Below are 23,595 nucleotides of genomic sequence, written 5' to 3'. Positions count from 1 at the left end.
GCGCTCGCGACGGGCTGCCCGCACCCAAATTGGCTGCGACAATGACGCCTATTGATTAGGCTTCGGGAGTTTTTATGGAAGCGCACTGTCCGCAATGCGATCAAACGATGGAGTGGATGAAGGGGCACTACCATTGCGCCGCCTGTAACAGCGACTATCAGCAGTTGGCCACTTGCCCGGATTGTGGGCAGCCGTTGCAAGAGCTGAAGGCCTGCGGTGCGGTGGACTACCTGTGCCAGAACGGCCACGGGCTGATATCCAAAAAGCGGGTGTTATTCAGTTATCAGCCGTTGTAAGCATTCACTCATCCACTTGTCCGGTCTTCCACAGATCGACCAGCGCCTGTGGGGCGTTGGTTTCAGGAATCAACAACACGATTTCGCTGCTCAGCGTTTGGCTGTAATAGTTTATCTGCACGCGAAAATAGCGTTGGTCACCGCAGCCGGGCGAATCCGGTTTGCCTTCTTCTTGCGCGTAGGGCAGCGTCTGGTTCAACAACTGGTTTAGGCGCTGCCGTTGTTCCGGCGTAATGTCGGCCAGCGCAATGCGCCGCTGGCCTGCCAGTTTGGGAATAAAGGCAAAGCCGCCTTCACGCGCCAGCTCAATGACGGTGTCCTGATTGAGCGCCGGTAAAGGTTTCACTCTTCCACTCCTACCTGGTGCCAGGCCTGCTGTACCTTGTCCGCAACCGTGCTGTCGAAGCGCTGTTTAGCCTGTTTCACCGTGGTTCGCGCAAAGGTGGCGAAGTCAGCGTCCTGCGGCAGTGCCTTATCGCAAAGCGTGTCATACCAGATATAACCGGCTTTCTCCCAGGCAAAGCCCCCCAGGGCGGTTGCCGCCAGATAAAAAGCACGATTGGGAATGCCGGAATTAAGGTGGACGCCGCCGTTATCTTCTTTGGTCTGGATATAGTCTTTCATGCTGGCCGGCTGCGGATCTTTCCCCAGCAGTGGATCGTCATAGGCAGTGCCAGGTGCCGACATTGAACGCAGGCCTTTACCGTTGATGCCTTTTGCCAACAGCCCCTCGCCAATCAGCCAGTCGGCTTTGTCAGCAGTTTGCTGCAGATGGAACTGTTTGACCAGGGAGCCGAACACGTCAGACAGAGACTCATTCAGCGCGCCGGCCTGCTGGAAGTAAATCAACCCGGCTTCGCTTTCAGTCACACCGTGCGCCAGTTCGTGGCCAACCACGTCGATGGCGATGGTAAAGCGGTTAAAGATCTCCCCGTCACCGTCGCCGAAGACCATCTGCTGGCCGTTCCAAAAGGCGTTCTGGTATTCCTTACCGTAATGCACACTACCGGTCAGCGGCAGTCCCTTATTGTCCAACGAGTTGCGCTTGAATGCTTGCCAGAAGAAATCGTAGGTGACACCCAGATAGTCATAGGCTTCGTCCACCGCCACGTCATGATTACTGGCCTGGCCCTCATTACGCACCTGTTTGCCGGGCAGTTGAGTGCCGTTTTCGGCATCAAAAATATCGCGGATGACGACGCCGGCGCGGGAGGTTTTCGCACCGGGTGCGCGCAGCGGCTTGTTACCGAGCAGACTCTGGACATGGTTCAGGGTGTGCAATGCGCAGTCGCGCTGCGGCAGGCTGCCGTGTTCAATGATGCGTCGCAACATATAGGGGGGGATGACCGATCGCGCTGTCAGGCTTGGCATAGTGGCTCTCCTTAGGCAAAAGAATTCCCGGTTGTCTTTCTAGCGACTGCGTTTACATCTGTTCCCGACAGATTTGTCGCCCCAGTTACTGTTGGGGGCGAATAAATTCGCCCTGATGAGTGTGGGCGCAGCATACAGCGCCCCCAACATTAAAATATGAAGATAAGCGAGCTGATCGCCGGGCTGTCGCGTGAAAGCTATAGGGTATCTATAAAGATTCTGCCACTAAGTGTAGTTCAGACATCGTAAAGGCGGTGATCGTGAGTGCTCACCGCCGGGCTGGTTTTATGGGCACTGATGCGTTTGACCGACGCGCGTACCGCCAGCTTGCCGTGCAGCAGCAGGTTGCACGGTGGCGCATCGGCCCGCAGCATGCGGCGCTGGAGTAGCTGAATGGCCTCATAGCCCAGTTCGTCGCGTGGCACATGTACCGAGGTGAGGGGAACGTCGTGAATCTCTGCCAGATTAAAACCATCGGTGCTCATTACCGAAATATCGCCTGGCACGCTCAACTGCAATGTGTTGAGTGCCTTGACTGCGCCAACGGCCATGTAATCGCCACCGGCGAGAATGGCTGTGGGTAGCTGCGAACGGTCGCTGACCCGGTTGATAAAGGTGGTAAGCGCTTGTTCAGCCTCTTCGCTGCCAAAACCAGAGGTTGTCACCAGATGGCGCCCATCATCAAAGGCGATATTATGCCGCGCGAAGGCATGCTTAATGCCTGTCAGCCGCAGCTCCATGGTGTGTCGGCGCAGGCATTGCAGGTTAAGAATATGGCTGTGTCCCTGCTGGATCAGATAGTTGGCAGAAAATTCCCCAATCAGTTGATGGTCGGGTGAGACGCTATCGAGCCGCATTTGGCGGTCTGTGCAGTTAATCAAGACGCAGGGTTTGTTCAGGTCGGCGGCCAATTGATGAATGTGTTCATCATCGATGCCGATAATCAGCGCGGCTTGTGTCTGCGGATCGCTCATTTTTTCCAAAAACAGTGCGCCGTCGCTGTGCAATTCTTCGAGCCCGCAATAGCGGATACGCACCTCATGTTCCGCCAATGCGGCGGTGATCCCCTGGATCACCTTGTAGTAAAAGATGTCTGTACGAACGTCAAAAGCACGCTGTGGGGCAAAGACCATGACGCTGTTCAGCATCAGTCGCCCGCTGGATATCCCTTGCAGGATGCCATTTTGTTGCGCGCAGGCCAGCACCTTCTGGCGGGCCTCGGCGCTGGTGTTGGATTTGCCCGCGAGTACGCGTGAAACGGTGCTGATCGATAGCCCCGTTTGGTGGGCGATTTCCTGTATTTTCAGCTTTCCGTTCATTCTGTGATCTCCTTCAAATTTGGCTGTGAAAATATTTTCACAGTGTTTTTTCAGCGTACTGTCAGGTTTCTCTCGCCATTATGGCGATCTTTCAGCCTATGCATGAAAATTTTTGCAAAAAACGACGTTTCGCTCTCGTTCTCTGCTAGATAGTCTGAATTGGTATGCCAACTTTATAGATTTATCAGTCCAATTATTCGACTGAATTATAAATAAAATGAAAATAAATCATGTGGTTGTGATCATGGTGCACCCGTCTCTCTGAAGTGCAACGCCGTTTTCACCGATCCATACCTTCAATACCCAAACGTACCCTACCAAAAAACGCGCTGTTTCACCGGGCAGCCGTTGTGGAGAGCAGACAGATGAGTGTGGAAATTAATCAGACGGCCGTGGCGAGCGGTCGGCGCAAATTTAAATCTCTGCGCTGGTGGATGCTGGCGCTATTTTTACTGGGTGTAACGGTTAACTACATCACCCGCAACTCGCTGGGTATTCTGGCACCAGAGTTGAAAACCAGCCTGAATATGACCACCGAGCAATACTCCTGGGTCGTTGCGTCTTTCCAATTGGCCTATACGGTGTTTCAACCCATTTGTGGCTGGTTGATCGACGTGATCGGCCTGAAAATGGGCTTTTTAATCTGCGCCAGTATCTGGGCAGTGGTCTGCATGATGCATGCCGGGGCGGGTACCTGGGTGCAGTTGGCTATCTTGCGGTTCTTTATGGGCGGCGCGGAGGCGGCGGCGACACCTGCTAACGCCAAAGCGATTTCTGATTGGTTCCCCAAAAAGGAACGGCCAATTGCCGCCGGTTGGGCGGGGGTCGGTTTTTCTATTGGTGCCATGTTGGCACCGCCGATCATCGTGATCGCTCACGTTTCTTTTGGTTGGCAGGGGGCCTTTCTGTTCTCTGGTGCGTTGGCGCTGATCTGGGTGGTGCTGTGGTGGCTGTTCTACCACTCACCGCAACAACATCCCAATTTGAGCCAGCAGGAGCTGGATCTGATCCGCGAAGATAACGAGCCCGTGTTACCCAGATTACCCTTCTTCAAGTCTCTGGCCATTTTGTGCCGTAACAAGAAGTTTTACGGCATCGCTATACCAGCCTTTCTCGCCGAACCCGCTTGGGCGGTGTTCAGTTTTTGGGTGCCGCTCTACCTGGCCACTGAGCGTGGCATGGACTTAAAACACATCGCCATGTTTGCCTGGTTGCCATTTCTGGCGGCGGATATCGGCAGCGTTGCCAGTGGTTATCTCACGACGCTGTACCGCAAATGGTTCGGCTGTAGCCGGGTTAACTCGGTGGTTGCCAGTTCGGTCACTGGCGCATTTATGATGGTTTCGCTGGCGTTTGTCGCGATCACTAAAGATCCCTACGTGGCGATCGCCCTGATCTCGATCGGCGGTTTCGGCCATCAGGTGATCTCCTGCATGCTCAGTGCGCTGGTGGTGGAGTCGTTCGATAAAAACCAGATGGCGACCGTCAACGGCATGCGCGGCTCCAGCGCCTGGATCGCCAGCTTCCTGTTCACGCTACTGATTGGCGCCGTCTCCGATACTGTCGGCTTCAATCCGCTGTTTATCGCCATGGGCTTCTTCGACCTGATAGGCGCCCTGTTCCTGATTGCTTTGATCGCCGAACGCGGCGGCAAAAAAACACGTAATAGCTAAGTTGGATGCCTATGAAAACCTTAAAGAATTGGACGTTGGCGGGTCAGTACACCGATCGCATTGAGTTGTTGGTCGACGAGCGCCACTTATTTTGCCTGTACGTGCTGGAAAACAACCTGTTTCGCGTGTTGATCAAACGCAACGGAGAGCTGGCACTGGATCGTACCTGGAGCATTGCGCCGGAAAATGATGTGCCGTGGGAAGGGCGCGATCGGTTAAGCGTGGCGGGTTTCGGCTTGCCGGGTTATCAGATGCAGCAGCAAGGCGATCGTTTGGTCGTGGCAACGCCAATGTTACGCGTTACCGTACATCAGCCGCTGTGGCTGGAGTGGGAACATTGCAACGCAGCCGGAGAATGGCGGCCATTGGCGGCCGATCGCCCCACCAGCGCTTACCTGCTTAATCCACAGGGTGACGGCGTGGCTCATTATCAGCGCCGCTATGCCCCCGAGCGTTACTATGGCTTGGGTGAAAAGGCCGGAGACCTGGAGCGCAGTGGACGCCGTTTTGAAATGCGTAACCTGGACGCGATGGGGTATAACGCAGCCAGTACGGATCCGCTGTACAAGCATATTCCGTTCACCATCACCCGTGGTGAAGAGGCCAGCTTTGGGTTGTTTTACGACAATCTGAGCAGCTGCTGGCTGGATCTGGGCAACGAGATAGACAACTACCATCTGGCTTATCGTCGTTACCAGGCCGAAGCGGGGGATCTGGATTATTACCTGTTCCTCGGGCCAAGGGTGTTGGATGTGACCAAGGCATTTGTGCGCCTGACGGGGAAAAGCCACTTCGGGCCGAAATGGAGTCTGGGCTACAGCGGTTCCACCATGCACTACACCGATGCGCCGGACGCCCAGCAGCAGTTGCAGCAGTTCATCGCCTTGTGCAAGCAGCACGATATTCCCTGCGACTCGTTCCAACTGTCTTCGGGCTACACCTCGATCGGCAACAAGCGCTACGTGTTCAACTGGAACTACGACAAGGTGCCGCAGCCGAAGCTACTGAGCCAGGCGTTCCACGACGCCGGGTTAAAACTGGCAGCTAACATCAAGCCGTGCCTGTTGCAGGATCACCCGCAGTATCAGCAGGTGGCAGAGCAGGGGTTGTTTATTCGCGATTCTGAATGCGATCGGCCGGAGCGCTCCAGTTTTTGGGATGATGAGGGGTCACACCTCGACTTCACTAACCCGGCGGCGGTGCACTGGTGGCAGCAGGGCGTGACGCAGCAGTTGCTGGAGATGGGGATCGATGCCACCTGGAATGACAATAACGAATACGAAGTGTGGGACGGGGAAGCTCGTTGCCAGGGTTTCGGCCGACCGATTGCCATCAAGCATATTCGGCCGGTGATGCCGTTGTTGATGATGCGCGCGTCGATGGAGGCTCAGCAGCGTTTTGCCCCCACGCTGCGCCCCTACCTGATCTCACGCTCCGGCTGTGCAGGCATGCAGCGCTATGTACAGACCTGGAGCGGCGACAACCGCACCAGTTGGCAGACCTTGCGTTATAACATACGCATGGGATTGGGGATGAGCCTGTCCGGGCTGTATAACCTGGGGCACGACGTTGGCGGTTTCTCTGGCGACAAGCCAGACGCCGAACTCTTGGTGCGTTGGGTACAAAACGGCGTGATGCATCCGCGTTTCACCATTCACTCCTGGAACGACGACGCCACGGTTAACGAACCCTGGATGTACCCGGCTGCCACCCCGGCGGTGCGCGAGGCGATCAACCTGCGCTACCGATTGATGCCGTATTTCTACACGCTGCTGTGGCAGGCCAGCGCGGATGACGAACCGATGCTGCGCCCGACCTTCCTGGACCATGAGCATGATGAACAGACGCTGAAAGAAACCGATGACTTTATGATTGGCCGCGATCTGCTGGTGGCTAGCGTCGTGGAGCAGGGGCAGCGTCAGCGACCGGTTTATCTGCCGGATAACGGCGATGGCTGGTATTGCTTTTACAGCGGCCAATGGTTCACTGGCGGCCAGACGGTGGTGTTGGAAGCCCCGCTGGAACGTTTGCCGTTGCTGGTCCGTGCTGGCGCGGCCCTGCCGCTGTCATCCCGGTTGGCGCATGTTGACGTGGAGGCAGACGATCGACGTGAGCTTAAACTGTATCCGCTAAAAGGCTGTGGCAGCACTTCAGGGCTGTTATTTGAAGATGACGGGGAAAGTTATGGCTGGCAGCGGGGCGACGCGCTGTGGCTGCGCTGGGAGATGCTCAGTGACAATCAACGCATCATGCTGAACATCACCACCGAAGGGCGGTTCAAACCGGCATGGCGCACTTTGACCTTCAGTTTGCCTGCCGGAGAAACGCGCGAGCTGTGGATCAACGGTGTACCGGGCGACAGTTTTACGTTGGAATAGGGCGGTTATTGGGCTGCGCGCTTCTTGCGCGGCTTCTTGGCGACGATGACGGTTTTCACCTCACTTTCCACCCAGCCATCCTGCAGACGGGTTTTCAGCAATTCCCCCACCTGCGCCTGCTGGGTGGTTTTTAGCAGTTCGCCGCGCGGGGTTTGCGTTACGCTGTAGCCACGCGCCAGCGTGGCCAGCGGGCTGACCGCCTCAAGCTGGCTGCAGGCCACGCCAAAGCGCTGGCGCCAGGCGTTGAGCTGGCGATCCAGGGCCTGTTGCAAACGGTACTCCTGCTGTTGTACGCGCTGCTGGTAGCGGTGAATGCGTGCCTGCGGTTGCATCTGCGCCAGGCGCTGTTGCGCGCGTTCGCTGCGGCGTGAGGACAGACGCAGTTGGTTCTGCATACCCTCTTCTAACCGGCGTTGCAGTTTGAACAACAACGTTTGCTGACGCGCCAGACGCAGGTGCGGATGCTGTTGCTGCAAACGGTGGTTGATGCGGGTGAACTGCTGCTGGCGCTGCGCCAGATAGTAATCCATCGCCATTTCCATACGCTGCTGCTGGGCCTGCAATTGGCGCAGCAGCTCCAACTGATTGCGGCTGACCAGTTCGGCGGCGGCAGAAGGGGTTGGCGCACGCAGGTCAGCGACAAAATCGGCAATGGTGACGTCGGTTTCATGGCCGACGGCGCTGACGATCGGAATACAGCTGGCGAAAATCGCGCGTGCCACACGTTCGTCGTTGAAACTCCACAGATCTTCCAGCGAACCGCCACCACGGCCGACGATCAACACGTCACATTCGTCGCGGCGGTTGGCCGTTTCGATGGCACGCACAATCTGCAAGGGCGCTTCTGCACCCTGCACTGACGTCGGGTAAATAACGATGGGCAGTGAAGGATCTCGACGTTGCAGTACCTGCAGCACATCGTGCAGCGCCGCACCGCTGGCGGAGGTGATCACCCCGACGCGTTTGGCCGGGCTGGGCAGAGGCTGTTTGAACTGCTGATCGAATAACCCTTCAGCGCTCAGGCGTGCTTTCAACTGTTCGAACTGTTGTTGCAGCAGGCCGTCGCCGGCGGGCTGCATGCTTTCGGCAATAAGCTGATAGTCGCCCCGCGGTTCATACAGCGTGATGCTGGCACGAACCAGAACCTGCTGGCCATTTTGCGGACGGAAAGTGGTGCGGCGGTTGCTGTTGCGGAACATGGCACAACGCACCTGCGCGCGGTCGTCTTTCAGCGTGAAATACCAGTGGCCAGAAGACGGCTGGGAGAAGTTGGAGATCTCGGCGGAGAGCCAAATCTGGCCCATTTCCATTTCCAGCAGCTGTCGAACCGTCTGATTTAGGCGGCTTACGGTAAAAATAGACGGCGAAACAGGTAGCGACATGTGACCCAGATCAAATTTCAAAACAAGCACTTAATTGGTCGATACTACATGGCTGAAAAAGGTAATCAAGAGTTTTTGTGAGAAAGTGCTGGAGGCAACCGATTACGCTCTGTATAATGCCGCGGCAATATTTTATCTTTTTCACAGCCCACTCTGGTGAGATATTGCCCATGCTACGTATCGCAAAAGAAGCACTAACGTTCGACGACGTTCTCCTGGTTCCAGCTCACTCTACGGTTCTGCCTAATACCGCTGAGCTCGGCACCCAATTGACCAAAACTATCCGCCTGAACATCCCTATGCTGTCCGCAGCCATGGATACCGTAACCGAGTCCGGTCTGGCCATTGCGCTGGCACAGGAAGGCGGTCTGGGCTTCATTCACAAGAACATGTCCATCGAGCGTCAGGCTGAAGAAGTCCGCCGCGTGAAAAAACATGAGAGCGGCGTGGTTACCGATCCACAGTCCGTAACGCCTGCCACCACCCTGAAAGAAGTGAAAGAGCTGACCGCGCGTAACGGCTTTGCCGGTTACCCGGTCGTGACCGAAGAAAACGAACTGGTTGGTATCATTACCGGCCGTGACGTTCGCTTCGTGACCGATCTGAACCAGCCTGTTACCGCCGTGATGACGCCAAAAGAGCGCTTGGTTACGGTGAAAGAAGGCGAAGCGCGTGAAGTTGTACTGCAGAAAATGCACGAAAAGCGCGTTGAGAAAGCGTTGGTCGTGGATGACCAGTTCCACCTGCTGGGCATGATCACCGTAAAAGACTTCCAAAAAGCAGAACGTAAGCCAAACGCCTGTAAAGACGAGCATGGCCGCCTGCGCGTAGGTGCCGCGGTTGGCGCCGGTGCCGGTAACGAAGAGCGTGTTGATGCGCTGGTTGCTGCCGGTGTTGACGTCCTGCTGATTGACTCCTCCCATGGCCATTCCGAAGGCGTATTGCAGCGCATTCGCGAAACCCGTGCAAAATACCCTGATCTGCAGATCGTTGGCGGTAACGTCGCGACCGCTTCCGGCGCTAAAGCGCTGGCGGATGCTGGTGTTAGCGCAGTTAAAGTGGGTATCGGCCCGGGCTCTATTTGTACCACCCGTATCGTAACCGGCGTAGGCGTTCCGCAGATCACCGCTATCGCTGACGCGGTTGAAGCGCTGGAAGGCACCGGCATCCCGGTTATCGCTGACGGCGGTATCCGTTTCTCCGGTGACATTGCTAAAGCCATCGCGGCGGGTGCTTCTTGCGTCATGGTCGGCTCCATGCTGGCGGGTACCGAAGAATCTCCAGGCGAAATCGAGCTGTATCAAGGCCGTTCGTTCAAATCCTACCGTGGGATGGGTTCACTGGGGGCGATGTCCAAAGGCTCTTCTGACCGTTACTTCCAGACCGATAACGCGGCGGACAAACTGGTGCCGGAAGGTATCGAAGGCCGCGTGGCATACAAAGGCATGTTGAAAGCCATTGTTCACCAGCAAATGGGCGGTCTGCGCTCTTGCATGGGCCTGACCGGCTGCGCCACCATCGACGATCTGCGCACCAAGGCTGAATTTGTGCGCATCAGCGGTGCCGGCATTCAGGAAAGCCACGTGCATGACGTGACCATCACCAAAGAGTCACCGAACTACCGCATGGGTTAATTTCAGGGGCTGCGGCCGGCGTATTTGTTTGCCGTCCGCTGCTCGCATTGCTCATTGACTTTATGTCAACTGTGCATGCGGTGCTGCGGGCGACAATCAACCGTTTGGCCTCGCCGACTGAAACCGTCCTAACGATTTAGATTTTCCTTTTTCTCTGTTGCTGGAATTCGCCTCACATGACAAAAAATATCCATAAGCATCGCATCCTGATTCTGGACTTTGGTTCGCAATACACTCAACTGGTCGCACGCCGCGTGCGCGAAATCGGCGTTTACTGCGAACTATGGGCCTGGGACGTTAGCGAAGAGCAAATCCGCGAATTCAATCCAAGCGGCATCATCCTGTCCGGCGGACCGGAAAGCACCACCGAAGCCAACAGCCCACGCGCACCAGAATACGTGTTCACCGCAGGCGTGCCTGTGCTGGGCGTATGCTACGGCATGCAGACCATGGCAATGCAGTTGGGTGGCCAGGTAGAAGGTTCCAACGAGCGCGAGTTCGGCTATGCGCAGGTGGAAATCACCACCGACAGCGCGCTGGTTCGCGATATCGAAGACGCGCTGAGCCCAGCAGGCAAACCGCTGCTGGACGTGTGGATGAGCCACGGCGACAAAGTGACCGCTATCCCGTCTGACTTCGTGACCGTTGCCAGCACCGATACCTGCCCGTTTGCCATTATGGCCAACGAAGAAAAACGCTTCTACGGCGTGCAGTTCCACCCGGAAGTGACTCATACCCGTCAGGGCCAGCGCATGCTGGAGCGTTTCGTTCTGGATATCTGTCAGTGTGAAGCGTTGTGGACCCCGGCAACCATCATTGAAGATGCGGTTGAACGCATTCGCGAGCAGGTGGGTGAAGATCACGTGATCCTCGGCCTGTCAGGCGGCGTTGACTCTTCCGTGACGGCGATGTTGTTGCACCGTGCCATTGGCAAGCGCCTGACCTGTGTGTTCGTCGACAACGGCTTGCTGCGTCTGAATGAAGCAGACCAGGTGCTGGAAATGTTTGGTGACCACTTCGGCCTGAACATTGTTCACGTGGCGGCAGAAGATCGCTTCCTGAGTGCACTGGCTGGCGTTGATGAGCCAGAAGCCAAGCGCAAGATCATTGGTCGCGTATTCGTTGAGCTGTTTGACGAAGAAGCCTGCAAGCAAGCTGACGTGAAATGGCTGGCGCAGGGCACCATCTACCCTGACGTGATTGAATCTGCCGCGTCTGCTACCGGCAAAGCGCACGTGATCAAGTCACACCACAACGTGGGTGGCCTGCCTAAAGAGATGAAGCTGGGCCTGGTCGAGCCGCTGAAAGAGCTGTTCAAAGACGAAGTGCGCAAGATTGGTCTGGAACTGGGCCTGCCGTACGACATGCTGTACCGTCACCCGTTCCCAGGCCCAGGTCTGGGCGTGCGCGTGCTGGGCGAAGTGAAGAAAGAGTACTGCGACCTGCTGCGCCGTGCTGACGCTATCTTCATTGAAGAACTGCACAAAGCTGACCTGTACAACAAAGTCAGCCAGGCATTCACCGTGTTCCTGCCGGTACGTTCGGTTGGCGTGATGGGCGATGGCCGTAAATACGACTGGGTTGTTTCACTGCGTGCAGTAGAAACCATCGACTTTATGACCGCGCATTGGGCGCACCTGCCGTACGATTTCCTCGGCCGTGTATCCAACCGCATCATCAACGAAGTGAACGGTATTTCCCGCGTCGTTTATGACATCAGCGGCAAGCCACCGGCGACCATTGAGTGGGAATAATTTGGTCGCTGGCTTAGGCTGGCGCTGAATAATAAAAAATACACTTAAGCCCGCGTAACTGCGGGCTTTTTTTTATCTGGCATTTTTTGGCAATTTTTTACATCACCAATAATCCCTTTTTATGGCTGGTGGATTGTATTTCCTGAACCTGATGCCATGCGCTTAGCTTGATAACCTGATCGATTTTGAATAGTCGTCCGCAATGACCGCATCATAAGGCCTCCGTATTAAACTCCTCTCTTTCAATTTTTTAAAGGGCAGGTCGTTATCCAATAAACCCAGTTCATAAATATATTTGTCGGCATACCCGCTGACTAACACCTTCCAGTTAAATTTTATACTGGGGGACACTGACGCGGCGTGATGTAAAATATTGGTGGTACAGTTATTATTAAAGGTATTGTAAAATTCAGGTTTCAGGCTCAGTTTCTCGATGCGCCCTAAATAGTTTATAAAAAGAGCCTGTGCCGTTTCTGCAGGGATCTTGACAGAATAAAGATAAACCCGCTCTTTTCTCACGTCCGTTCTGACACCAATCAAATCTCTTTCGTCTGCAAGAACATAAGTGAGCGTGTAGTGCTTGAAAAAACCTCGCCATGTGGAATAGATTTGATTGATTCTGCGCCGTGTTTCGATAGATATAGCCAAATGGCGACCATCTTTAAAACCAAAACTGAGAAAAAGATGGGCAATACTATCGCCGGACCAATAAGACGAAATAACATCAACTGACGTCAGTTCATCTATAGTGAATTCATCATCATACCATGACGGCAGATAGTCATCTTTTGTCCCGTTGTATCTGAAATTTCTGATGTTGCGCAGAAATACCTTACCGTCGGTACGCCACTCAACCTGAGGTAATTTTGCATACTCGAGAATGCAATCGAGCTCATTGCTTGGTGTTGCTGATGTCAATCCGGGTAAAATTGGCATAAGTGTTATTCACCTTTGTTATTTAAGAGCTCGGGGCGGTCGTCGATGGGCATACTCTTTCCATGAATTTTTTCCTCACGCCATTGTTTACGTAAAGCAAACATTTTTCTCACCACGCGTTTTATGGTGGCTATCCAACCCGCACGACGAGGGTCTGCCAGCATGCTTAATGCACGTGCATAATCCAATGTGAGTCCTGGCGTCCAGGCCATTGTTTTGGCCCGCTTGCGAATTTGTACTGCCACCCACAATTCGGGAGTGGTGAGGACTTTACTAAGGACCCACCAATGCCCTCGCTTGCCCCAGATCCTACCTATCACGCCTTCAAGTGCGGCCTCAAGCCCCCGTGAAACGCTGCTTGAGCAGTTTCGATGTGTGAGGTTATAAGTCGCATCTCGCTGATAAGCATCCCAGAATATTTGCAAACTCTGAGCATCGTAGTTTCTGATCCTCACTTTTATGGTTGAGTGGCACCATTTATTCGCTTCAGTGGCATAGTCAGGTTGAAAAACGCCGGGCACATCATTGTCGGTGGTCGCACGCAGCAGTCGGCTAAATTGATCCGGTGAACGGTCAAGATCTTCGGCGGGATACAGACTGATATACACGCCTTCTGGTGATTCGAGTGCCGCGTGACCGGTTGAAATTACGCCATTTCTGTCAACAGCAGCAATATAGCGGTCAATAACAGGATGAGGAACGACGGTACTCTTTGATGTTCCTGCAGGCGTCCAAACATGGACCGTGAGAGCCGGTTCACTATCTGCTGGTGGGCCATCCCACCATTCAACCAGTTGCGGATGGGTATCTACGCTACTCGCTTTGTCTGCTGCGGCGTCATCTCGGAAAGCAGGATTTGCTCGCATCTTTTTGACTCGCATCGCCAGTAATATGATATTCCAGCCACCAAAGATCAGCCCTAATCCCAAACAATAAGAGATGGCACCGACATAATGTGAGGGATAAGGTTGATAGAAGAAAATGGCGATAAGGACTTCGATGATACCGCCCGTTACGACCAGCTTCCATTTTCTAAAACGGATCACAGTAGCCGTGGTTATCTGTAATAATCCATCGGCCAAAAACAAGGTGCCAAAAATCATCGATAAAATAAAATGACCATGATCATTATATTGTCCGATGAGCACTAATGTTGCAGCCAAAGAAAATGCACCGCCTTTTACATAGCGTAAAGTACGCTGACCGCCGATCCCGGTGTGCGCGACCCCTAAGGTTGCCAGCCCTTCAATTAGCAACATTAAGGCAAATGGCTGTAAAGGAAAAAAGATGACATTATCCAAAGCGTCAATGAAAATGCATAGTCCGGCGATTACCCCCAGGCAGCCAGAAATCAACAATCCTTTCCAGCGAGCACGTAAATAGTCAACGCCAAGTAAAATCATTACCAACTGAACCATAGTTTTCCCCGTCTAAACCATGTGTTATTTTTCAACGCGCAAGCCCATCTGAACATGGTTCGAACAGATATTTATGCGAGTGTTAAAAATAAAATCGTATTTCTTAATTGCTATTTTTCTTCTCTAAAAATCACATTGTTACTATCCGGTACATACTCAGTATTGATACGTTTGGATAAATTTTCCACACCGCACCTCATCGAATCCGAAGCGATGTTCCATGCGGTGGGGCGCCCTTAAAACAGAGCCTGCTTATTATTATAAAAGCCAGGTAAGGCTCGGTTGCCCGCATGCCATGGCTTCATCGAAAAGGGTTTGAATTATGGTGTGACAGGGCATTGCTTTCTTGAGCATTTTCACGCTATTGATAATTGAGTGGGGATAATGTGGTTGCTGGCTTGCACTGGCTCCAAATAAAAAACACATCCACGCTAATGCATAGATATTTTGTGGTATGAATTTGTGTAAGTTCACAGCGCATGTAAACCACAGTACTTTATATCTCTGTACCAGTGACGAGCTCGACGGAGGTTCCATGACGGTATTGCCAATACAAATATCATTACCTGGCGAGCTACACGCGTTTTTAAGGCCGCTGCGATCGGATGATGCGCACGCGTGGTCAGCCTATTTGAGTGAGCCTGGTGTCACTGAACATACGAGCTGGGGCGATGTCGGCCCGACCAGCCTGGATACGCTCATTTCGGACTATACCGAAGGCAAGGATGCCCTTCGTTGGGCCATCGTGGATGCGAATGACAGTTTGCTCGGTACTGTGGGTTTGAACAACATCACCCGAGAACATGGTCGCGCTGAAATTGCCTACGATCTTGACCCTCGCCACTGTGGCCGGGGTTTAGCAACGGCGGCGGCGCGTGCCGTTATTGATTGGGCACACATGGCATTGGGCCTTCAGCGTGTGCAGGCTACCGTGCTTGATAGCAACCTATTATCGATCGCCGTCCTGGAGCGAGTGGGGATGCAACGCGAGGGATTAATGAGACAGTACCGTCGCGTGCGTGGGCAGGGCCGAGATTATTGGATGTACGCGGCTATTCATCGCGGGGAAAATTGAGGCTGCCAGCCTCAGTTTTCAGCCTGTTGGCTTTGCTCATCATACTTGCGCTGGCAGTCCTGAATCGCGTCTATATTCCCCAGCGTCCAATTGAACAGTATCGAGAACGGCCCTTGTAACGATTCACCGAGCGGCGTCAGTGAGTATTCGACGCCGAGCACCCGCCCATCCAACACCTTGCGCGTCACCATACCGTTGCGTTCCAACTTGCGCAGCGTCTGGGTCAGTACACGCTGGGTGACGCCATCCAGACGGCGCTTGATAGCGTTGAAACGCCGTGGTTCACGCAACACTTCCAGCACCATCATTGACCACTTGTCTGCGATCTGATCGAGAATAATTCGGCTTGGGCAATCGGCCCTGTAGATAGGATCGGTCTCTTTCATCGGTATCCTCCAGTATCCCTGGGATGGTTAAAGTGCGTAATTGACCCTAGGTATGCAAAGTATACCATGCGGTGAAGAGCACCAAAACGCGGTGCTCATTTCTCTCAAACGATAAAGGAAATTGACATGACGGATACCGATTTTGGCCGACTGAGTATTTCCCATAACGGTGGCGTGTCGACGGTTACGATCGACAATCCTCCGGTAAACGTTCTTGATGTGTCTTTGATGTCGGAAATCAGTCGATTTCTGGTTTCTGTGCGAAATGATCCTGATGTGAAAGTGCTGGTTTTTCAGAGCGCGAATCCAGAGTTCTTCATTGCTCATGTCGATATGACTTTAATTGATGAGCCGAATGCCTTCGACGAGATGGCGCGTAACGCGCCGGAAGGGCTAAATCCATTCCAGGCGTTCGGGGAGCTGTTGCGCAGCCAGCCGCAGGTCACGATCGTTAAACTGGCTGGGTTGGCGCGTGGCGGCGGTGCCGAATTTGTTGCGGCGGCCGATATGGCATTTGCCGCTGAAGGGCGTGCAGGCCTTGCCCAGTGCGAAGCCTTGATGGGTATCACACCTGGCGGCGGTGCGACGCAGTACCTGACCAGTCGAATGACGCGCGGCCGCGCGCTTGAAGTGATCCTGGGTGCCGATCTTATCGATGCAGTGACCGCAGAACGCTACGGCTGGGTTAATCGTGCATTGCCCGCCGTCGAGCTCGATGATTTCGTCAATCGGCTAGCGCGTAATATCGCGGCCTTACCAGAGGGGGTTATCGCAGCGGCCAAGCAGGCGATGCCCGCGCCAGACTTGCGGGAGGGTTTTCATCGTGAACACGATGCCTGGGCGGGATTGTTTGCACGCCCAGCAGCGGAAAGGCTTATTCGCGGTGGGCTACAAGCGGGGGCCCAAACGCCGGACGGTGAGCGTAACCTTGAGGAGCTGCTGCGTAATCTTGGTGTTGCACGGGTCTGAACATCAGACCCGTGCAGACAGGGCGTTTCGGCATGGGGCGTTTACGTAAAGCGTCGCTAGCAAGATACCCACTGGGTTAACAGTGCGTACAGTTTGGCAGGCTCCAGCGGCTTTCTTAATACCAGGTAACCTTCCTGCTCGGCTTCTTGCAGAATAGGGGAGTTGAACTCCCCACTGACCATCGCACCGCTGATATTCGGCAAACGTTCAAACAGCGCTTTCAGTATGTCGAAGCCGCTCTCACCAGAGCGGAGCCGCTGATCGCACAGCACGGCGAAGGGCCTGAAGCCTTCATCAACGATAGCGAAAGCCTCTTCGGCGGAAGCGGCGCAGCGCACGGTTATACCCCATGTGCTCATCAAGCTCGACCAGGCGGAGGTGACCAGCGGATCATCGTCCACGACCAGACAGGCGCCGGACAGAGGGGCATAGCGGGCAGGTGTGACGGTGTTTGAGTATGTGTTGGTGCTTTCTTGTCGTGGGTGTTCGCCGGTGTAGAGGGCAAAACGCATCCAGAAACGGGATCCTTTACCTTCAACGGAGTGCATGCCGTACTTCACCTTCATCAATTTTGCGCAGCGCGCCACTACCGCCAACCCCAACCCATGGCCGGCACTGTCGATTTTCCACGCCAGTTCGGGGCGATAATAGGGGGAGAATATTTTGCCTTTTTCTTCGTCGGCAATGCCAACACCGGTATCCCAAACCTCGATTAAACATTCCCCACCATGAGGGCGGATGGCTATCAGAACTCCCCCTTTTTGTGTGTAACGCAAGGCATTTTGTATCAGGTTAATCAGGGATTGTCGGATAAGTAATTGATCGCCCATGACGAGAACTCTTCGCTTTGGCCGCCATGTTCGCAATGATAGCGTCCGGCTGTTTGCTTCTTCACGAAATAGGGTAATGACGGAATCAAGCAGCGTTCCAATATCCACATGGGTGGTCGCTGTGCTGACGTTTCCGGATTCAATCTTGCTGAGGTCGAGTAAAGAATTAAACATGAGATGCACCGACCGCACGCTTTGTTGTAAATCCAGGAGTTGAGGGATAAGTGTGGTATCGCGATTTTTATGAATAATGGCTTCAATCAGAAAACCCATGGCATGCACCGGTTGGCGTAAATCATGGCTGGCAGTAGTAAGAAATTGATTCTTATCCAGCAATGCCTGTTCCGCTTCTTCTTTGGCCTGCCTAAATTGCTCTGCAAGACGGGAACTGCGCTCTTCAAGACGGGCCTGCTGGATAAAGAATTTATGAGAGCTAAGTGCATGACGGTAAATGGCGAATCCATAAAGCAAATTGAGCATCAGCACAATAAGCATGACATCGTTTAAACGCCAGATAATGCCAATATTAAGCATTCCCCAACAGGAGAAGAAGAAAAGTGTAAAGGTGCTAATTATTGGTGTCAGGTGCGTCGCATTTGCTGCGACGATTGCCGCGATACTGATGTTTAATAATAAGAAAAAATCAAAATTATTTATTTGTGGGGTGATTAAATATAATGATGAAATACCCAGCCCATGCACAAATGCGACTTTATTAATATGGGGTAACCAGCGATTGAGAATAACCTCTGCATCTTTTTTATTTGATTCATGTTGATAGCTGCGGTGCCAAAACCTAATGGCTAATGCGCAGAGAAAATACAACAGGATCCAGATGATGATGGGCCACAGGTTTTCCCCCAGCAAATAAATCCAGATCGCAAAAGGGATGCCAACAAAAGGCACCGCAGTAAAGCTAAAGACTAACCGTATAAATGTGTTGTCTAGCAGGCGAATTTGCGCGCGTGGAGAGATTCCATCATCTTGTAAAGATTGAAGTAGCTTCATGCTATTGGCCCGGTCTGCCATGCAGCAAGGTAATGGCTTCCACCCGGCTGCTAACGCCTATTTTCTTTAAAATGTTACCGATGTGTTCCTTGACCGTGGGTTCTGAAATAGAAAGCTCTGAGGCTATTCTTTTATTGGGGAAACCACGCATCATCATGGTTAATACATCCACTTGTCGTGGGGTTAAGTTGAATTTTTGTAGATGGTTTTGTGTGCTGTTTAGGCTGTTGTCATTATCAAGAGGGAACCACGGTTGATTATTCATAAGCGCGGTGACCGCGCTCGCAAATAATTCTGGCGTTTCATTTTTAAGCACGAAACCATGGCCGCCGGCATCACGGACTTTTTGCCATATTTCATTGTTCTCATCACCGCTGACTACCAGCAAACGCACGTTAGGGTAGAGCTGTTTGATCTCTTTGAGTAATTTTAAAGCCGTACCATCGGATAGCCAAAAGTCGATAACGATTAAGCCTGGGGCGCCATGTTCAAGAATGTGGCGATAACAGTGATCTTCGTTGGTCGCCACATGAACATGCTTAAATCGACAATGCGTATTAAGGAAATTGGCGATACCACTCGCCACCAAAGGATGGTCATCAACGACCAGTGCATAACCCTGCCCCAAAGCAATCTCCTTTCGCATAAACATATCAGAGGGGTTCTGATAATTTTTTATTATTGACCCTCCCTACTTTAGGAGGGTTTTTTCGTTTAGGAAAGAGAAATATATTATTCGGGGACTTTGATAAGACAAAACATAGAACCATTCAGCATTTGGATCTGTTTGGTTGAAAAGGATAATTTATGAGAAAACCACTTATTGCTTTGGCCGTTACTTTTCTGGTAGCCGGGTGTTCAACATTGAAAACCGATCAGGCAATACCGCTACTGCAGGCCGAAACGGCTAAAATGCTGGGCCTGGGATCGTCGGATGAAATTACCGTAACCAATGTTAATGGTGGCCAACCCGATGCATTGGGCGGACAAAAACTTTCTTACCGCGCGACCACGGAAAAAGGGCGTATTTTCGATTGCTCATCGCTGATGATGCCGGGAATCTTAGGCTCTTCGCCTTCGCTAAGCGCGCCGACCTGTACCCCGGTGGTCACACATAAATAACCCTTCTTAAGGCGCGGATTGGGGCAATCCAATAAGTTTGGTATCGATGTGTTAGCGCTGGGGGGCAATAAGCTGGCGCATCGATACCAATCAATCTGTGTTCGCGTATCGCGTTTCATATCTCCTCTAATACATTGAGTTTTTCATATAAATAATAACGTTGATGGCATCAAAGTAATGAGCCGGAGAGAATACATGAAAGATAAAATATCGTACCCTTTAGCGGTAAGAAAACCGCTTTCCAAGCTTTACCTCGCACTCTTTTCCGCACCATTGATATTGATCGGGCCTGTTGATATTGCACGTGCCGACGATGCTGTTTTTGATGGTGAATCCAAAATGACAGAATCTTTAGCCTACACCGGGAATGTTTACGTCGGCCGCAATCAAAGTGCGAACCTGCTGATCGATAATGGCAAAATCAACGCCTATAACATCAATATTGGCACCCGTTCTGACGGCAAAATTTATGACAGCGTGGTAACGGTCAGGGGGCCTGATGCGGTACTGAGCGCCGTTAACGATCAATCCGTTTTGCGCGGCAGCCTGAATTTGGGTCTGGGGACATTACGGGTTGAAGATGGTGCACTTGCCAGTGCGAAAGAAATTATTGTCGGCACCACGGGCGGTTATGACAGCCATTTGAATGTTAAAGGTGCCGGCTCCAGGGTCATTAGCGACAGGCTTGGCATTGGTTTTGGTCAGGGCGCGCGATCCACCCTATTGATTGAAGACGGCGGGGTGGTAACAACAACCGCCGCAGCCAGGATCGACAGCGGTTTTATACCCGGCGAAGCTGACAAACTGAACCCTAAAGCCACGGTGACGGGCAATAACTCCCAGTGGAACATTACCCAAACGCTTACGGCTAACGGTGATGTGGACGTGCTAAACGGTGGAGTGGTCAACGTTGGCAGCGCAGAGATTGCCGGTGTTTCAGGTTCACGCAAAACCGCCGAGTTGTATATCGCTGGCGAGGGCTCGCGCTTTACCAGCGGCAGCAGCGTCAACGTGGGGAATTATGGCAACGCTGTGCTGTCGGTGGTAGACGGCGGCGTATTTTCCGCTGGCGCTAACGAGTTGCGGCTGGGGGATACCGGCTCCGGCTCGAACCGTGGCGCGTTAATCATCGGCAGCCGCGGCAATATGGATACCGGTACCGGATTGACCGATCCCACGATAGGTGCGGCGGGTGGTGCGGGCACCGTTGACGCACAGACGACGATCAACCTGCGGGGTGGGCTGTTCGGCAGCTATGTGTACTTTAACCATACCTCCGACAACTACGATTTCCGCAACAAGATGGTTGGCGAAGGCGAGGTCATCAATACTGCCGGGCAAACGACGTTGAGCGGCGATCTTACCGGGCTCAAGGCCAATGTGGGCGCCCGGGGCGGAAAAATCATCATCGCCAGCGATATCAATACGCTGAAAGAAGACAACATTTTTGATATTCAAACGCTTAGCGCCGAAAATGGCGGCACGCTGATCCTCAATGCGACAGCCGGTTCCGATGTTAACAACGGTCAAGGTTACAGCAGTGCGGCCTCGATAAAAGCCGGCGGTACGCTGGGAGGCAACGGTACTCTGGGCCAAACGGAAATTCTGTCTGGCGGCCATATTTCGCCCGGTGACGGCAACATCGGCACCTTGACGCTGCAACGCTATCTGAACTTCATCGGTGAGTCCTTCTACGACGTCGATATTGCTGGCGACGGCAGCAGTGACAAATTGGTGGTCGCCGGGAAGACCACCATCAGTGATCAAGCCAAAGTGCAGGTGACTGCGCTGGATCCACAAACCAGTTATCAGACGGGCCAAAGCTACCGCATTTTAACGTCGCAAGGCGGAATTGACGGTCAGTTTGCTGAAGCTATCTCAAAATCTGCTTTCCTCGACGTTGCGCTTCATCACAGCGCCAACGCCGTGGATCTGACCATCGCGCAAAAGGGCGGCGGCGAGAACCCGGGCGGTGAAAACCCAGGCGGTGAGAATCCGGGGGGCGAGAACCCTGGCGGTGAAAATCCGGGCGGTGAGAATCCAGGCGGTGAGAATCCAGGTGGCGAAAATCCGGGGGGTGAAAACCCGGGCGAACCAGGTATTTTCCAGACGGTCGCGCAAACCCATAATCAGTGGAATACCGCGGGTGCACTTTCGTCATTGACACAAAGTGGCCCTTCACTGGCGCTGTATAATTCCGTGTTGTTATTGAGTGCACCGGAAGCGCGCGAGGCGTTCAATCAGTTGTCTGGCGAAGTGTATCCGTCCATGCAGTCCAATTTGATCGCAGGCAGCACCATGCTGTTCAATGTGCTGAATCAACGCATGTTACGCGTGTTTGATAATGATCCGTTACCTGTGCCGTCGCTGGCGATGACGCTGGTTCGGCCGGCTCAAGCTGAAAATAATGGTGTATGGGGGCAGACGTTTGGATCTTGGGCAAGAAACAGCGGCAATGAGAACGTCGGAAAACTCGATGGCAACACCAGTGGTTTCCTGCTGGGCGCGGATCATAAATTAGCCGATCACAGCGTTCGCGTTGGGGGATATTTTGGTTATAGCCGCGGTGATTACAAGATTGACAGCCGTCGTTCCAAGTCTGACAGCGATAATTACCACCTCGGCCTTTACGCCGCAGGGCAGCAGGATGCCTTCTCGCTACGTGGTGCTCTGGGCTACACCTGGCACCGTCTGGAAAATGAACGCAACGTTAACTTTGGCAATTACTCGGATCGGCTCAAGGCTGACTATGATGCAGACTCACTGCTGGCGTTTACCGAAGCGGGTTACCGTTTTGGACAATCGGATGCGAACATTGAGCCCTTCGTCAATCTGAGCTATATCCGCCTGCATACCGATAATTTCCAGGAAAAGGGCGGGGCTGCAGCACTTAGCGTACGTAATGACACGATGAATACCTTCTACTCAACGTTGGGTGTGCGCGGCTTCACCGAGCTGCCGAAGAACGTCAGCTTATACGGTTCATTAGGCTGGCAGCATGCCTACGGTGATAAATCCACGTCTTCACGTATGGCCTTTGCCGGCAGCGACGCATTTATCACCCAAGGCACTGCGGTTGATGACAACCTGATGGTGGCGGACATCGGGGTGAGTGTGAAACTGACGCGTTCCACCACCTTGGATCTCGGTTATCAGGGGCAATACGGCGCTGATACCCAGGTGAATGCGGTCAATGCCAATATCAGATGGTCATTCTGATTTTCTGAAAAGTGAGGTATTGGTTAAAGCGGAATATCGTTAGGCAACAGACCCTCGTTGCCTGGCGATATCTCGGCGTTCTGGGGCTGGCCGTGGTCTTCGGACGTGGAGTGCTCTAGCAATTTGAATAAGGTGGTTCGCTCATCATGGGTTAAATCCCGCCACTCGCCCAGCGGCAGTCCTGTCAGATCAATATTCATGATGCGCACGCGCTCAAGTTTAGTGACCTCATAACCAAAATATTTGCACATGCGGCGGATCTGGCGGTTAAGCCCTTGTACCAATGTGATGCGGAATACCTGTTCGGTCTCTTTCTCCACCCGGCATTCTTTTGTCACTTTGCCCAGCACGGGCACACCTGCGCTCATGCCTTGAATAAATGCGTCGGTCAGCGGTTTGTCGACGGTAACCAGATACTCTTTTTCGTGATTGTTGCCGGCACGGAGGATTTTATTGACCAGCTCACCGTTATTGGTCAGGAAAATTAACCCCTGAGAAGCCTTGTCCAGGCGGCCGACAGGAAAGGTACGTTGACGGTGGTTAACAAAATCGCCGATGTTATCTCGCTCATGCTTTCCCATGCTGGTGAGGATACCAACAGGTTTATTCAGTGCGATCAGCACCAAATCATCAGCATCACGAGGTTCTATCTGCTGCCCGTTCACCTTCACGCTATCCCCGAAAAACACCTGCGCACCTACGTCAGCCCGTTTGTCGTTGATGAAGACATTGCCCTGTTTGATATGACGATCGGCTTGGCGACGGGAACAGATGCCGCTGTCGCTAATGTACTTGTTAAGGCGAATGGATGAGTGAGTCAGCATA

General features: G+C 53.1%; 19 protein-coding genes. 9 read left to right on the top strand and 10 right to left on the bottom strand.

Annotated elements, in window-relative coordinates:
• Nucleotides 1-74: 74 nt before the first annotated feature.
• Nucleotides 75-296 carry a zinc ribbon domain-containing protein gene (locus tag JOE25_RS20400; protein ID WP_209638332.1) on the top strand — a complete coding sequence of 74 codons (222 nt, stop codon included), beginning with the start codon at nt 75-77 and terminating at the stop codon, nt 294-296.
• A gap of 4 nt (nt 297-300) precedes the next feature.
• On the opposite strand, the gene JOE25_RS20395 is transcribed toward JOE25_RS20400, so the two are convergent.
• The 3 genes from JOE25_RS20395 to JOE25_RS20385 all read right to left on the bottom strand — a co-directional run bounded on the left by JOE25_RS20395 (nt 301) and on the right by JOE25_RS20385 (nt 2,986).
• A complete protein-coding gene (locus tag JOE25_RS20395) occupies nt 301-642 on the bottom strand; it encodes a protealysin inhibitor emfourin (RefSeq protein ID WP_209638330.1) in 342 nt (113 codons plus the stop codon).
• Nucleotides 639-1,667, bottom strand: a complete 1,029-nt coding sequence (locus JOE25_RS20390) for a M4 family metallopeptidase (RefSeq protein WP_209638328.1) — start codon at nt 1,665-1,667, stop codon at nt 639-641. The genes JOE25_RS20395 and JOE25_RS20390 overlap by 4 nt, the downstream gene beginning before the upstream one ends.
• Before the next feature lie 236 nt (nt 1,668-1,903).
• Nucleotides 1,904-2,986, bottom strand: a complete 1,083-nt coding sequence (locus JOE25_RS20385) for a LacI family DNA-binding transcriptional regulator (protein WP_209638327.1) — start codon at nt 2,984-2,986, stop codon at nt 1,904-1,906.
• Between the two features lie 365 nt (nt 2,987-3,351).
• Here JOE25_RS20385 and JOE25_RS20380 point away from each other — a divergent pair, with 365 nt between their 5' ends.
• Together JOE25_RS20380 and JOE25_RS20375 are read left to right on the top strand one after the other, a co-directional pair.
• Entirely contained in the window at nt 3,352-4,659 is a 1,308-nt protein-coding gene (locus tag JOE25_RS20380) for an MFS transporter (protein ID WP_209638325.1), read from the top strand.
• A gap of 11 nt (nt 4,660-4,670) precedes the next feature.
• A complete protein-coding gene (locus JOE25_RS20375; protein ID WP_209638323.1) occupies nt 4,671-7,037 on the top strand; it encodes a glycoside hydrolase family 31 protein in 2,367 nt (788 codons plus the stop codon).
• A gap of 5 nt (nt 7,038-7,042) precedes the next feature.
• Here JOE25_RS20375 and xseA read toward each other — a convergent pair whose 3' ends face one another.
• The gene (gene xseA / locus JOE25_RS20370) at nt 7,043-8,419 is read right to left on the bottom strand and encodes an exodeoxyribonuclease VII large subunit (RefSeq protein ID WP_209638584.1); all 1,377 of its coding nucleotides are present in this window, start codon (nt 8,417-8,419) and stop codon (nt 7,043-7,045) included.
• Nucleotides 8,420-8,589: 170 nt separating this feature from the next.
• Between xseA and guaB the strand changes: the two genes are divergently transcribed.
• Nucleotides 8,590-10,053 carry an IMP dehydrogenase gene (guaB, locus tag JOE25_RS20365; protein ID WP_209638321.1) on the top strand — a complete coding sequence of 488 codons (1,464 nt, stop codon included), beginning with the start codon at nt 8,590-8,592 and terminating at the stop codon, nt 10,051-10,053.
• Between the two features lie 176 nt (nt 10,054-10,229).
• The gene (guaA, locus tag JOE25_RS20360; protein WP_209638318.1) at nt 10,230-11,807 is read left to right on the top strand and encodes a glutamine-hydrolyzing GMP synthase; all 1,578 of its coding nucleotides are present in this window, start codon (nt 10,230-10,232) and stop codon (nt 11,805-11,807) included.
• A 162-nt stretch (nt 11,808-11,969) separates the two neighbouring features.
• On the opposite strand, the gene JOE25_RS20355 is transcribed toward guaA, so the two are convergent.
• On the bottom strand, nt 11,970-12,743 hold the full coding sequence (locus tag JOE25_RS20355) for a DUF4105 domain-containing protein (protein WP_209638315.1): 774 nt from the start codon (nt 12,741-12,743) through the stop codon (nt 11,970-11,972).
• 5 nt (nt 12,744-12,748) lie between these two features.
• A complete protein-coding gene (locus JOE25_RS20350; RefSeq protein ID WP_209638313.1) occupies nt 12,749-14,161 on the bottom strand; it encodes a DUF308 domain-containing protein in 1,413 nt (470 codons plus the stop codon).
• A 535-nt stretch (nt 14,162-14,696) separates the two neighbouring features.
• Here JOE25_RS20350 and JOE25_RS20345 point away from each other — a divergent pair.
• Nucleotides 14,697-15,236, top strand: a complete 540-nt coding sequence (locus JOE25_RS20345) for a GNAT family protein (RefSeq protein WP_209638311.1) — start codon at nt 14,697-14,699, stop codon at nt 15,234-15,236.
• An 11-nt stretch (nt 15,237-15,247) separates the two neighbouring features.
• Here the strand turns inward: JOE25_RS20345 and JOE25_RS20340 are convergent, their stop codons facing one another.
• Nucleotides 15,248-15,622 carry a helix-turn-helix domain-containing protein gene (locus tag JOE25_RS20340; protein WP_209638309.1) on the bottom strand — a complete coding sequence of 125 codons (375 nt, stop codon included), beginning with the start codon at nt 15,620-15,622 and terminating at the stop codon, nt 15,248-15,250.
• A gap of 126 nt (nt 15,623-15,748) precedes the next feature.
• Between JOE25_RS20340 and JOE25_RS20335 the strand changes: the two genes are divergently transcribed.
• Nucleotides 15,749-16,591: an enoyl-CoA hydratase/isomerase family protein gene (locus JOE25_RS20335; protein WP_209638307.1), complete on the top strand. Its 843-nt coding sequence runs from the start codon at nt 15,749-15,751 to the stop codon at nt 16,589-16,591.
• A gap of 56 nt (nt 16,592-16,647) precedes the next feature.
• Here JOE25_RS20335 and JOE25_RS20330 read toward each other — a convergent pair whose 3' ends face one another.
• Together JOE25_RS20330 and JOE25_RS20325 are read right to left on the bottom strand one after the other, a co-directional pair.
• A complete protein-coding gene (locus tag JOE25_RS20330) occupies nt 16,648-18,429 on the bottom strand; it encodes a hybrid sensor histidine kinase/response regulator (RefSeq protein WP_209638305.1) in 1,782 nt (593 codons plus the stop codon).
• A gap of 1 nt (nt 18,430) precedes the next feature.
• Entirely contained in the window at nt 18,431-19,057 is a 627-nt protein-coding gene (locus JOE25_RS20325) for a response regulator transcription factor (RefSeq protein WP_209638582.1), read from the bottom strand.
• Nucleotides 19,058-19,236: 179 nt separating this feature from the next.
• Between JOE25_RS20325 and JOE25_RS20320 the strand changes: the two genes are divergently transcribed.
• Together JOE25_RS20320 and JOE25_RS20315 are read left to right on the top strand one after the other, a co-directional pair.
• The gene (locus tag JOE25_RS20320) at nt 19,237-19,551 is read left to right on the top strand and encodes a hypothetical protein (RefSeq protein WP_209638304.1); all 315 of its coding nucleotides are present in this window, start codon (nt 19,237-19,239) and stop codon (nt 19,549-19,551) included.
• A 195-nt stretch (nt 19,552-19,746) separates the two neighbouring features.
• On the top strand, nt 19,747-22,770 hold the full coding sequence (locus JOE25_RS20315; protein ID WP_209638302.1) for an autotransporter outer membrane beta-barrel domain-containing protein: 3,024 nt from the start codon (nt 19,747-19,749) through the stop codon (nt 22,768-22,770).
• A 23-nt stretch (nt 22,771-22,793) separates the two neighbouring features.
• On the opposite strand, the gene rluF is transcribed toward JOE25_RS20315, so the two are convergent.
• Nucleotides 22,794-23,594: a 23S rRNA pseudouridine(2604) synthase RluF gene (rluF, locus tag JOE25_RS20310; protein ID WP_209638300.1), complete on the bottom strand. Its 801-nt coding sequence runs from the start codon at nt 23,592-23,594 to the stop codon at nt 22,794-22,796.
• Between the last annotated feature and the right edge of the window lies 1 nt (nt 23,595).

The sequence above is a fragment of the Serratia sp. PL17 genome, assembly GCF_017832355.1.
In the GTDB taxonomy this organism is placed as follows: domain Bacteria; phylum Pseudomonadota; class Gammaproteobacteria; order Enterobacterales; family Enterobacteriaceae; genus Serratia.
This window is presented reverse-complemented; position numbering and strand designations above follow the sequence as displayed.

Excerpts from the sequence above, each read along its gene's own strand:
- JOE25_RS20400 (WP_209638332.1), top strand. The coding sequence starts at position 75 with ATGGAAGCGCACTGTCCGCAATGCGATCAAACGATGGAGTGGATGAAG.
- JOE25_RS20340 (WP_209638309.1), bottom strand. The coding sequence starts at position 15,622 with ATGAAAGAGACCGATCCTATCTACAGGGCCGATTGCCCAAGCCGAATT.
- xseA (WP_209638584.1), bottom strand. The coding sequence starts at position 8,419 with ATGTCGCTACCTGTTTCGCCGTCTATTTTTACCGTAAGCCGCCTAAAT.
- JOE25_RS20315 (WP_209638302.1), top strand. The coding sequence starts at position 19,747 with ATGAAAGATAAAATATCGTACCCTTTAGCGGTAAGAAAACCGCTTTCC.
- JOE25_RS20380 (WP_209638325.1), top strand. The coding sequence starts at position 3,352 with ATGAGTGTGGAAATTAATCAGACGGCCGTGGCGAGCGGTCGGCGCAAA.
- JOE25_RS20355 (WP_209638315.1), bottom strand. The coding sequence starts at position 12,743 with ATGCCAATTTTACCCGGATTGACATCAGCAACACCAAGCAATGAGCTC.
- guaA (WP_209638318.1), top strand. The coding sequence starts at position 10,230 with ATGACAAAAAATATCCATAAGCATCGCATCCTGATTCTGGACTTTGGT.
- guaB (WP_209638321.1), top strand. The coding sequence starts at position 8,590 with ATGCTACGTATCGCAAAAGAAGCACTAACGTTCGACGACGTTCTCCTG.
- JOE25_RS20385 (WP_209638327.1), bottom strand. The coding sequence starts at position 2,986 with ATGAACGGAAAGCTGAAAATACAGGAAATCGCCCACCAAACGGGGCTA.
- JOE25_RS20345 (WP_209638311.1), top strand. The coding sequence starts at position 14,697 with ATGACGGTATTGCCAATACAAATATCATTACCTGGCGAGCTACACGCG.
- JOE25_RS20375 (WP_209638323.1), top strand. The coding sequence starts at position 4,671 with ATGAAAACCTTAAAGAATTGGACGTTGGCGGGTCAGTACACCGATCGC.
- JOE25_RS20335 (WP_209638307.1), top strand. The coding sequence starts at position 15,749 with ATGACGGATACCGATTTTGGCCGACTGAGTATTTCCCATAACGGTGGC.
- rluF (WP_209638300.1), bottom strand. The coding sequence starts at position 23,594 with ATGCTGACTCACTCATCCATTCGCCTTAACAAGTACATTAGCGACAGC.
- JOE25_RS20350 (WP_209638313.1), bottom strand. The coding sequence starts at position 14,161 with ATGGTTCAGTTGGTAATGATTTTACTTGGCGTTGACTATTTACGTGCT.
- JOE25_RS20320 (WP_209638304.1), top strand. The coding sequence starts at position 19,237 with ATGAGAAAACCACTTATTGCTTTGGCCGTTACTTTTCTGGTAGCCGGG.
- JOE25_RS20390 (WP_209638328.1), bottom strand. The coding sequence starts at position 1,667 with ATGCCAAGCCTGACAGCGCGATCGGTCATCCCCCCCTATATGTTGCGA.
- JOE25_RS20330 (WP_209638305.1), bottom strand. The coding sequence starts at position 18,429 with ATGAAGCTACTTCAATCTTTACAAGATGATGGAATCTCTCCACGCGCG.